Annotated in this window: 9 protein-coding genes and 1 tRNA gene; 6 read left to right on the forward strand and 4 right to left on the reverse strand. The window is 73.1% G+C overall.

The window, feature by feature from the left end:
• Window positions 1-12: 12 nt before the first annotated feature.
• From AC0GKK_RS15335 to AC0GKK_RS15345, 3 genes are read right to left on the reverse strand one after another with little or no spacing between them, the layout of a single operon-like run.
• The gene (locus AC0GKK_RS15335; protein WP_489881933.1) at window positions 13-1,155 is read right to left on the reverse strand and encodes a 5-methyltetrahydropteroyltriglutamate--homocysteine S-methyltransferase; all 1,143 of its coding nucleotides are present in this window, start codon (window positions 1,153-1,155) and stop codon (window positions 13-15) included.
• Between the two features lie 60 nt (window positions 1,156-1,215).
• Window positions 1,216-1,995: an enoyl-CoA hydratase/isomerase family protein gene (locus tag AC0GKK_RS15340; RefSeq protein WP_482636195.1), complete on the reverse strand. Its 780-nt coding sequence runs from the start codon at window positions 1,993-1,995 to the stop codon at window positions 1,216-1,218.
• An 18-nt stretch (window positions 1,996-2,013) separates the two neighbouring features.
• Entirely contained in the window at window positions 2,014-2,796 is a 783-nt protein-coding gene (locus AC0GKK_RS15345; protein WP_405420617.1) for an IclR family transcriptional regulator, read from the reverse strand.
• A 51-nt stretch (window positions 2,797-2,847) separates the two neighbouring features.
• Here AC0GKK_RS15345 and AC0GKK_RS15350 point away from each other — a divergent pair, with 51 nt between their 5' ends.
• Window positions 2,848-3,474, forward strand: a complete 627-nt coding sequence (locus AC0GKK_RS15350) for a nucleoside/nucleotide kinase family protein (protein ID WP_489881934.1) — start codon at window positions 2,848-2,850, stop codon at window positions 3,472-3,474.
• A gap of 139 nt (window positions 3,475-3,613) precedes the next feature.
• On the opposite strand, the gene AC0GKK_RS15355 is transcribed toward AC0GKK_RS15350, so the two are convergent.
• Window positions 3,614-3,699 (reverse strand) — tRNA-Leu (locus AC0GKK_RS15355).
• A gap of 263 nt (window positions 3,700-3,962) precedes the next feature.
• Here AC0GKK_RS15355 and AC0GKK_RS15360 point away from each other — a divergent pair.
• The 5 genes from AC0GKK_RS15360 to AC0GKK_RS15380 all read left to right on the forward strand — a co-directional run bounded on the left by AC0GKK_RS15360 (window position 3,963) and on the right by AC0GKK_RS15380 (window position 10,278).
• The gene (locus AC0GKK_RS15360; RefSeq protein WP_489881935.1) at window positions 3,963-5,264 is read left to right on the forward strand and encodes an FHA domain-containing protein; all 1,302 of its coding nucleotides are present in this window, start codon (window positions 3,963-3,965) and stop codon (window positions 5,262-5,264) included.
• 112 nt (window positions 5,265-5,376) lie between these two features.
• A complete protein-coding gene (locus AC0GKK_RS15365; protein WP_062399103.1) occupies window positions 5,377-5,850 on the forward strand; it encodes an FHA domain-containing protein FhaB/FipA in 474 nt (157 codons plus the stop codon).
• Between the two features lie 134 nt (window positions 5,851-5,984).
• Window positions 5,985-7,325, forward strand: coding sequence for a PP2C family protein-serine/threonine phosphatase (locus AC0GKK_RS15370; RefSeq protein ID WP_489881936.1), 1,341 nt, complete (start codon window positions 5,985-5,987; stop codon window positions 7,323-7,325).
• A complete protein-coding gene (locus tag AC0GKK_RS15375; RefSeq protein ID WP_161152735.1) occupies window positions 7,325-8,812 on the forward strand; it encodes an FtsW/RodA/SpoVE family cell cycle protein in 1,488 nt (495 codons plus the stop codon). The genes AC0GKK_RS15370 and AC0GKK_RS15375 overlap by 1 nt, the downstream gene beginning before the upstream one ends.
• A complete protein-coding gene (locus AC0GKK_RS15380) occupies window positions 8,809-10,278 on the forward strand; it encodes a peptidoglycan D,D-transpeptidase FtsI family protein (protein WP_489881937.1) in 1,470 nt (489 codons plus the stop codon). Before AC0GKK_RS15375 ends, AC0GKK_RS15380 begins: the two co-directional genes overlap by 4 nt.
• Window positions 10,279-10,304: the final 26 nt, after the last annotated feature.

The following is a 10,304-nucleotide window of genomic DNA, read 5'->3' on the forward strand; positions in this document are numbered from 1 at the left end:
CGAGTATGGCCCTCAGCGGCCCCAGACGTCCTCGGCGACCGAGACGATCAGCTCCAGCTTGCGCTTCTGGTCGTCGACGGTGAGCTCGTTGCCCTCGACGGTGGAGGAGAACCCGCACTGCGGCGACAGGCACAGCTGGTCCAGCGGCACGTACCGCGCCGCCTCGTCGATCCGGCGCTTGAGCCCGTCCGGGTCCTCCAGCGTCCCGGACTTGGTCGTGACCAGCCCGAGCACCACCTGCTTGCCCTTCGGGACGAACCGCAGCGGGGCGAACCCACCGGAGCGCTCGTCGTCGAACTCGCAGAAGAAGCCGTCGACGCCCAGCGTGCCGAACAGCGCCTCGGCGACGTGGTCGTAGCCGCCCTCCGCGGCCCACGACGACCGGTAGTTGCCCCGGCACATGTGCGTGGTGACGTACATGTCCGACGGCCGGTCGGCGATCGCGGCGTTGATCTGGCGGATGTAGCGCAGGTGCTGGGTCTCCGGGTCGTCACCCTTCTCGGCCAGCTGCGCGCGGTGCGCCGGGTCGTTCAGGTAGGCCAGCGCGGTGTCGTCGAGCTGCAGGTAGCGGCAGCCGTGGTCGTACATCGCGCGGAGCTGGTCGGCGTAGGCGGTCGACAGGTCGGACCAGAACTCCTCGACGTCGGGGTAGACCTCGCCGGAGATGACCGACCGGCCGCCGCGGGCGTAGACCATGCTCGGCGAGGGGATCGTGAGCTTCGGGGTCGCCGTGGTGACCTGCGCGGCCAGGTACTCGAACGCCGAGGCGAAGACGGGTTCTTCGAGGTGCACCCGGCTGTCGACGGCCATCCCGGCGGAGGTGAAGTTGTTCTGGCCCGCCGCGTTGCGCATCGCGACCTCGACCCGGCCGGAGGTCTTCGTGACGCCGCCGAGGGCGTAGATGAAGTCCATGTGCCAGGAGGTGCGGCGGAACTCGCCGTCGGTGGCCGAGCGCAGGCCGACCGACTCCTGCAGCGCGACGACGTCGGTGATCGCGGCGTCCTCGGCCGCGCGCAGGCCCGCGTCGTCGAGCTCGCCCGCGGCGTGCCGCTCCCGGGCGGCGAGCAGGGCGGGCGGCCGCAGCAGCGAACCGACGTGGTCGGCCCGGAACGGCGGGACGGTGCGGACGAGCGACTCCACTGTCTTCTCCGGCATCGGGCGAACGTATCGCCGTGTCCGCATGTCCGCCGACGTCACTTCCGGAGAATGGAAGGTCTATCGCGCGCGCCAGTGCGGGGACCGCTTCTCCCGGGCCGCGGCGGCACCTTCCGCCGCGTCCTCGGTGGTCGCGACGACCTTCCGCAGCGTCTCGCCGAAGCGGATCGCCTCCGTGGTGCCCATCTCCGGCCCGCGCACCGCCATCTCCTTGATCGCACGCTGGGCCAGCGGCGCCCCCGCGGTGAGCCGCCGGGCGAGGTCCCGGGCGGCGTCGCCCAGCTCCTCGTGCGGCACGACCCACCCGGCGAGGCCGATCTCGTGCGCCCGCCGCGCGTCGATCGTCTCGCCGGTGAGCAGCAGCTCCATCGCGTACTGCCGGTCGATCATCCGGGGCAGTCGCAGCGCACCGACGATCGTCGGGACGCCCAGCCGGGCCTCCGGGAAGGAGAAGGTGGCGCGGTCCGAGGCGATCACGAAGTCGCACCAGGTCAGCAGCGTGACGCCGTAGCCGACGGCGGGTCCGTTCACCGCGGCGACGATCGGCTTGAAGATCTCCCAGCCGCTCTCCAGCGAGTTCACCGTCGGCCGCTCGAAGAAGCTGCCCGGGAAGTCGCCCGCCGGGTTGCCGGTGGTCGAGCGCGTGTCCGCCCCGGCACAGAACGCAGGCCCCTCGCCGGTCACGATCGCGACCCACGCCTCCTCGTCGGTGCGGAAGCGGTCCCAGGCGGCGTTGATCGCGCGCCGCATGTCCCCGTCGATCGCGTTGCGCTTCTCCGGGCGGTCGTAGGTGATCGTCACGACGTGTCCGTCGCGTTCGTAGCGCACCCCGCCGGCCATCGGATCATCCTGGCGGGCTCAGCCGGACGCGGCGACCCCCGGCGCCGCGGCCAGGTGCCGGGCCAGCGGCACCGCGGCCTCGCGCACCGCACGTTCGAGCTCCCAGCGGCGCCCGGTGAAGTCCGCCCGGCTGACGACGACCGACAGCGCGGACCCGCCGCCCGGGTGCGGCACCGCGACCGCGAGCCCGGCCCGGCCGCGGGCGTGCTCCTCCACCTCCACCGCGACCCCCGCCGAGCGGACCCGCAGCAGGTCGCGGTCGAGCAGCCGCCGGTCGGTGAGGGTGTGCGGGGTCAGCGGCGCCAGCGGCCCGTGCCCGACGCCGAGGACGTCGGCCAGCCGTCCGGCGTCCAGCCCGGCGAGCAGTGCCTTGCCCGGCGCGGTCGCGTGCGCGGGCAGCGGCTCCCCGGTCACCGCGCCCGGCCCCGGGTGCGCCGCACAGGTCTCGGTGTGGGCGACGACGACGTCGTCGGACCGCAGCACGGCCAGCACCACCGCCGCGCGGGCCGTGGTGTGCAGCTCGGCGAGCACCTCCCGGGCCGGGGCGGGCGGCACGATCGGGTCGGTCATCCCCCGGTACAGCCCGACGACGCGGTAGCCCAGCCCGTACCCGCGCTCGGCGTGCAGCCGGACCAGGTAGCCCTCCTCGACGAGCGTCCCCAGCAACCGGTAGGCCGTCGGTAACGGCAACTCCAGCCGGCGGGCGAGAGCCTTCGCGCTGACCCCGTCACCCGCCTCGGCGACCGCCTCGAGGACCCGCAGCGCTCGGCGCAGCACCGCTCCCGCGCCGTCGCCGACCATCCGCCTAGTGTCGCTGCGGGACCGAGGGCACGCCAGGACCGGGAGGACGACATGGCAGGGGCGTTCCGGCCCGTCGACCGGGCGGGGCTCGCGGCACACCTGGCGGAACGCGCCGGGGAGCCGTCGGGGCGGGTGCGCGTGCTCGTCGACGGCGCCCCGCCCGCGGCCCCGCTGGAGCTGGCCCGGGCGGTCGCGGAGCGGCTGCGCTCCGGCGGCCGACCGGCCCTGGCGGTGGACGCCGACGACTTCCTGCGACCGGCGTCGGTCCGCCTGGAGCTCGGCCGCACCGACCCGGACATGTTCCTCGACGGCTGGCTCGACGAGCCCGCGCTGCGCCGCGAGGTCCTCGCCCCGATGGGTCCCGGCGGCAGCGGCCTGGTGCTGCCCCGGCTGCGCGACACGGTGCGCGACCGTGCCTACCGCGACGAGCCGGTGCCGCTCGGGCCGGACGGGGTGGTGCTGCTCGCCGGCGGGCGGCTGCTGGGCCGGGGCCTGGCCGCCGAGCTGACCGTGCACCTGCGCGTCGGCGGGGCCGCGCTGCGCCGCATGCTGCCCCCCGACGACGCCTGGACGGCCGCCGCGTACGCCCGCTACGAGAGCGAGGGCGACCCCGGTTCGTTCGCCGATGTGCTCGTGATGGCCGACCATCCCGACCGCCCGGCGCTGCGGGACGCCTGATCGGCGCACGGCGTCCGGGCACGGAGCGTGGCCGGAGCCCGGGAAAGCGACAAGCGAGACCGGATCGGGTTACACCCGGAACCGATCTCGCGATGGCGGTGGTGACTGCCGGAGGGGGAGAATCCCCGATGAGGGGAGATGGTGGGCGAGGAGGGAGTTGAACCCTCACGTCCTTTCGGACACACGGACCTGAACCGTGCGCGTCTGCCATTCCGCCACTCGCCCGAGCGACACGAGAAAGTTAGCACCCCGCTCGGCAGCCGTTCGCAGGGGGGTCCCCTGCCCGTCGATCACCAGCTGGAGGGGGTCGTGGCGGGTGGGGCACCGGGATGCGCCGCGGCTCCGGGCCGGGTAGATCGGAGGGGAGCACGTCGGTGGCACCGCGGGGCCGGTCGCCCGCTCGTGCCGGGCCCCGCCGTGCCCGGCGGATAACACAGATACGATCGGTCGCACATCACCGACACGCCGATGCGGATGGAGGAGATCTTTTGGGCCGCGTGGACCGCTTCGAGCGCCGACTTCAGGGGTTCGTGGGCGACGCCTTCGCGCGGGTCTTCGGGGGCAGTGTCGTCCCACAGGAAGTCGCACAGGCACTGCTGAGGGAAGCCGAGGACAACGTCGAGCAGCTCGCCGGAGGTCGCCAGCTGGCGCCCAACCGGTACACCGTTCTGCTCAGCCCCAGCGATCTCGACCGGATGGCGGGCGACGAGGACGGGGTCGTCCGATCCCTCTCGTCGCACGTGGCGAAGGAACTCACCGACCAGGGCTGGGACACCTACGGTGAGGTCGTAGTCTTTCTGGAGCGCTCCGAGGCGCTGCACACGGGACAATTCCGCACCCGCTCCGCTGTCGACCCCGACGCTTCCCGTCGGGCCGCCAACCGAGCACGCACCGCAGGAGAAGCACCCATGAGCCAGCAACCGGGCCACCCCGAGGAGAACGGGCAGTACGGATACGACCGGGGCGCACCCGGCGGGTACGGCCAGCAGACCTACGCGCCTCAGGGGTACGACCAGGAGCAGCAGGGCGGCTACGGCCAGCAGCAGCAGGGCGGGTACGACCAGCCCGGCTACGACCAGTACGGCCAGCCCCAGCAGGGCTACGGCCAGCAGCCCGGGTACGACCAGCAGCAGCCCGGCTACGACCAGTACGGCCAGCAGCAGGGCTACGGCCAGCAGGGCGGCTACGGCCAGCCCCAGCAGGGCGGCTACGACCAGTACGGCCAGCAGGGCTACGGCCAGCCGCAGCAGGGTGGCTACCCCCAGCAGGGCTACGAGCAGGGCTACGACGGCTACGGCCAGCCCCAGCAGGGTGGCTACGGCCAGCCCCAGGGCTACGCCCAGCCCGGCTACCCGCAGCAGGGTGGCTACGAGCAGGGCTACGACGGCGGCTACGGCCAGCAGCAGGGCTACGCCCAGCCCGGCTACCAGCAGGGCGGCTACGACCAGGGCTACGACGGCCAGGGTTACGGCGGCCAGGGCGGCTGGGGCGCTCCGGCGCAGCTGACCGCGATGCTGATCCTGGACGACGGGTCGAACCGCAACTACCAGCTGGCCGAGGGCACCCACGTCATCGGCCGCGGCCAGGACTCCCAGTTCCGGCTCCCGGACACCGGTGTGTCCCGCCGGCACCTGGAGGTCACCTGGGACGGCCAGGTCGCGACCCTGAACGACCTGGGCTCGACCAACGGCACCACGGTGAACAACTCCCCGGTGCAGTCCTGCCAGCTGACCGACGGCGACGTGATCCGCGTGGGTCACTCCAGCCTGGTGTTCCGCACCCAGGGCTGAGCCACACCCGCGGAGCGGAGTCCGCGCAGCGACAGCGGTGCGTCCCCGCCCGCCCGGTGATCCACCGGGCGGGCGGAGCGTGCGGGAACACGAGAAGGGCGAGTAGGACGACGTGCCGGAACTGGTACTGCAACTGACCCGGGGCGGCTTCCTCGCCCTCCTGTGGCTGTTCGTCCTGCTCGCACTCCAGGTGGTCCGCTCCGACCTCTACGCCGCGTCCGGTCTCCGGACGGCCGCACCCGGCCGCGCGGGCGGCGGACGGGCCGCCAGGGTCCGCGGCGGTGGCCGCGGCAAGGTGGCCCGCCAGCTCCTCGTCACCCAGGGTCCGCTGGCCGGCAGCCGCATCACGCTCGACTCCCGGCCGATCCTGATCGGCCGCGCCGACGACTCGACCCTCAAGCTCGACGACGACTACGCCTCCACCCGGCACGCACGCATCTCGCAGCAGGGTGACGACTGGTACGTCGAGGATCTCGGGTCGACGAACGGCACCTATCTGGAACGTAATAAGGTCACCGGGCCCACCCGGGTCCCGCTGGGGACACCGGTCCGCATCGGCAAGACGGTGATCGAGCTGCGATCGTGACGGACACGGACCGACCATGAGGTACCGACCGTGAGCCCGGCGCGACCGACCGCTCCCCCGGTGCCGCGGCCGTCCGACCGGTCCCGCGGCGCGGGATCCGCCCGACGTGCCCCGACCGAAGCCGGAGCCGCCCCGTGACACTGGTGCTGCGTTACTCGGCCCGCAGTGACCGCGGACTGGTCCGGCAGAACAACCAGGACGCCGTCTACGCGGGCCCCCGCCTGCTCGCCCTCGCCGACGGCATGGGCGGTCACGCCGCGGGCGAGGTCGCCTCGTCCCTGGTGATCTCCGCACTGGCCCCGCTCGACGACGACGTACCCGGTGACGACCTGCTCGCCGAACTCCGCGAGGCCACCCACGACGGCAACGAGGCGATCTCCCGCCACGTCGCCGAGGCCCCCGACCTCGAGGGCATGGGCACCACGCTGACCGCGATCCTGTTCGCGGGCTCGCGCCTGGGCATGGTCCACGTCGGCGACTCGCGCTGCTACCTGCTGCGGGACGGCGAGTTCGCCCAGATCACGAAGGACGACACGTTCGTCCAGTCGCTGATCGACGAGGGCCGGATCACCGAGGAGGAGGCGCACACGCACCCGCAGCGGTCGCTGCTGCTGCGCGCCATCACCGGGCAGGACGTCGACCCGTCGCTGTCGATCCGCGAGGCCCGCGCCGGGGACCGCTTCCTGCTGTGCTCCGACGGCCTGTCCGGCCCGGTCAGCGACGAGACGCTGCACGACACCCTGACCGACTACGCCGACCCGCGCGAGTGCGCCGACCGCATGATCGAGCTGGCGCTGCGCGGCGGCGGGCCGGACAACATCACCTGCATCGTCGCCGACGTCGTGGACGTCGACTACGCCGACGACGCCCCGATCATCGGGGGCTCCGCGGGCCGCAACCCGCGCGCCGGCGACGGCGACTACCGCCACGACGAGCGGACCCCGCACTCCTCGGCGCAGCGCGCCGCGGCCACCACGCTGCCCCGCACCGAGCCGGTGCGGCTGGAGCCCGCCGCCGCGGAGGAGCCGCGCCGCCGGCGCGGCCTGCGCCCGGTGCTCGCCCTGCTGGGCGTGCTCGTGGTGCTCGTGGCGGGTGTGTTCGTCGCCCGGGCGCTGGTGCTGCAGCAGTACTACGTGGCCGTCGACCAGAACCAGGTCGCGATCTACCAGGGTGTGCGCGGCAACGTGCTCGGGGTCCCGTTGCAACGGGTGGCCGAGTCCACCGACATCGGCCTCGACGACCTGCCGGAGGCGGTCCGCAGCCAGGTCACCGACGGCATCGTCTCCGACGAGGGCGAGACCGGTGCGCGGGAGACCGTCGACCGGCTGCGGGAGCGCATGCTCCCGCTCTGCTCCACGCTGAACCCGCCGCAGCCGCCCGCGGTCGTCCAGGTACCCGGCGCCCCGCCGGTGACGACGACCCCGCTGCCGACCGCGACCCCCGAGCCGGGCCGGAACTGCCGGCTCGACGGCTGATGGCCACGGGCAGCTCCGCCGCGGAGCCGACCACGCCCACCGGCCGCGGCATCGAGCTGTTGATGCTGGGCCTGGCCGCCGTGCTCACGACCGGTGCGCTGGTGCTGGTGGAGGCGAACCAGGAGCAGTCGCTGACGACCGACCTGTTGTGGGTGGGTCTGGCGTACCTCGTGCTGTTCGCGGGTGCCCACGTGGCGGTGCGCTTCCTCGCGCCCTACGCCGACCCCCTGATCCTGCCGTCGGTCGCGCTGCTCAACGGCATCGGCCTGGTGATGATCCACCGGCTCGACCTGGCCAAGGCCGCCCGCGCGGAGGCCACCGGGAGCCCGGTGCCGAGCGGGCTGATCGGCGCCCAGGTCACCTGGACCGTCGCCGGCCTGGCGTTGTTCGCGCTGGTGCTGTTCTTCCTTCGGGACCACCGCACACTGGCCCGCTACGGCTACACCGCCGGCTTCGTCGGCCTGGTCTTCCTGGCGATCCCGGCGTTCCTGCCGTCGTCGATCTCCGAGGTCAACGGGGCCAAGCTGTGGATCCGCATCCCCGGCGGCCCCGGCATCCAGCCCGGCGAGTTCTCCAAGATCCTGCTGATCATCTTCTTCGCGGCCTACCTGGTCCAGAAGCGCAACCTGCTCTCCACCGCGGGCCGCCGATTCCTGGGCATGGAGCTGCCCCGCGCCCGTGACCTGGCGCCCCTGCTCGTCGCCTGGGGGCTGTCGGTCGGCGTGCTCGTGCTCCAGCGCGACCTCGGCAGCTCGCTGCTGATCTTCGGCCTGGTCCTGGTCCTGCTCTACACCGCGACCGAACGCGTGTCGTGGATGGTGATCGGGCTGCTGGCGTTCTCCGGCGGCGCCGTCGTCGCCTACAACCTGTTCGACCACGTCCAGACCCGTGTGCGGATCTGGCTGGACCCGTTCGCCGACTTCAGCGGCGGCGGCTACCAGCTCGCGCAGGCGCTGTTCGGGCTCGGCACCGGCGGTGTCGGCGGGACCGGGCTGGGCGCCGGCCGGCCGGACATCGTGCCCTTCGCCGAGTCCGACTTCATCTTCTCCTCGCTCGGCGAGGAGCTCGGGCTGATCGGGCTGGCCGCGATCCTGCTGGTCTACCTGGTGCTCATCACCCGTGGGCTGCGGTCGGCCCTGGCCGTGCGCGACTCCTACGGCAAGCTGCTCGCGACCGGGCTGTCGTTCTCGGTGGCGCTGCAGATCTTCGTCGTCATCGGCGGGGTGACGAAGCTGATCCCGTTGACCGGTCTGACGCTCCCGTTCCTGTCCTACGGCGGCTCGTCGCTGCTGGCGAACTACGTGCTGGTGGCGATCCTGCTGCGGATCTCGCACGTGGCCAGGGCACCGCTGCCCGTCCGGCCCGCGAAGCCGCGGGCGCCGATCGCCGAGGCCAGCACCGAGCTCGTCCAGCGTCCCGGGACGGGCCGCTCCGACACCCGTGACGACAACCACGCCGACACCGCCGCCCAGAGGAGCGAGACGTGAACCGCCCGGTCCGCCGCGTGGCACTCGCCGTGATGGTGATGATCGTGGTCCTGCTCGGCAACATCACCTACGTGCAGGTGGTCATGGCCGGCCAGTACCGGGACGACTCCCGCAACCAGCGCTCGCAGATCGACGAGTACTCGCGTCAGCGCGGCCAGATCGTCGCCGGCGGGCAGGTCCTCGCGCAGAGCGTCGAGAGCGACGGCCGGCTGCGGTTCGCCCGCCAGTACCCGCAGGGCGAGATGTTCGCGCCGGTCACCGGCTTCCTGTCGACCGTGTACGGCAAGACCGCACTCGAGCGGTCCACCGACGAGGTGCTCAACGGCACCGACGACCGGCTGTTCGTGCGCAGGCTGTCGGACCTCATCACCGGCCGGGACCCGGCGGGCGGCAACGTGGTGACCACCATCGACCCCGAGGTGCAGCGCGCCGCCTACGACGGGCTGGCCTCCCGCGGGTACACCGGCGCCGTCGTCGCGCTGGTGCCGCAGACCGGCGAGATCCTGGCGATGGCCTCGACGCCGTCGTTCGACCCGAACCCGCTGGCCTCGCCGGACCCGGCGCAGCAGCAGGAGGCGTGGAAGCGCTACGGCGCCGCCGACCCGGACCCGATGACCAACCGGGCGATCAACGAGATCGAGCCGCCCGGCTCGACGTTCAAGCTCGTCACCACCGCGGCCGCCCTGCAGAACGGCTACACCCCGGACAGCCAGCTCACGGCCGCCCGCAACATCCAGCTGGCCGACTCCACGACCACCCTGGAGAACTACAACGGCTCGGCCTGCGGCGGCGGGGCGACGGCGTCGCTGCGCGAGGCGCTGGCGCGATCCTGCAACACCGCGTTCGCCCAGCTCGGCGGCGAGCTCGGCCCGGACAAGCTCCGTGCCCAGGCCGAGGCGTTCGGCATCGGCCGCACCGACCTGCAGATCCCGATGCCCGTCACGGCGTCGCAGGTCGGCCCGATGGCCGACACCCCCTCGACCCAGCAGTCCGCGATCGGGCAGCGCGACGTCCGGCTGACCCCGATGCAGCTGGCGATGATCGGCGCCTCGATCGCCAACGGCGGCCAGACGATGGCCCCGCACCTGGTCAAGGAGATCCAGAGCCAGACCCTGGACGTCGTCGACACCACCGACCCGGACCGGATGTCGCGGTCGATGCCGGCCGACGTGGCCCGCACGATGACCGACCTGATGGTCGGCTCGGAGGACCGGACCTCGGGCGGCGGCAAGATCACCGGCGTCCAGATCGCGTCGAAGACCGGTACCGCCGAGCACGGCACCGACCCGAAGAACACCCCGCCGCACGCCTGGTACGTGGCGTTCGCACCGGCCGACGACCCCAAGGTCGCGGTGGCGGTGCTCGTCGAGAACGGCGGCGACCGGGCGCTCGAGGCGACCGGTGGCTCGGTCGCGGCCCCGATCGGGCGGGCCGTGATCGCCGAGGCGCTGCGGGACGCCCAGTGAGCCCGCGGGACCCGGCCCGGCGCAGG

Source organism: Pseudonocardia sp. P-1 (genome assembly GCF_058111925.1).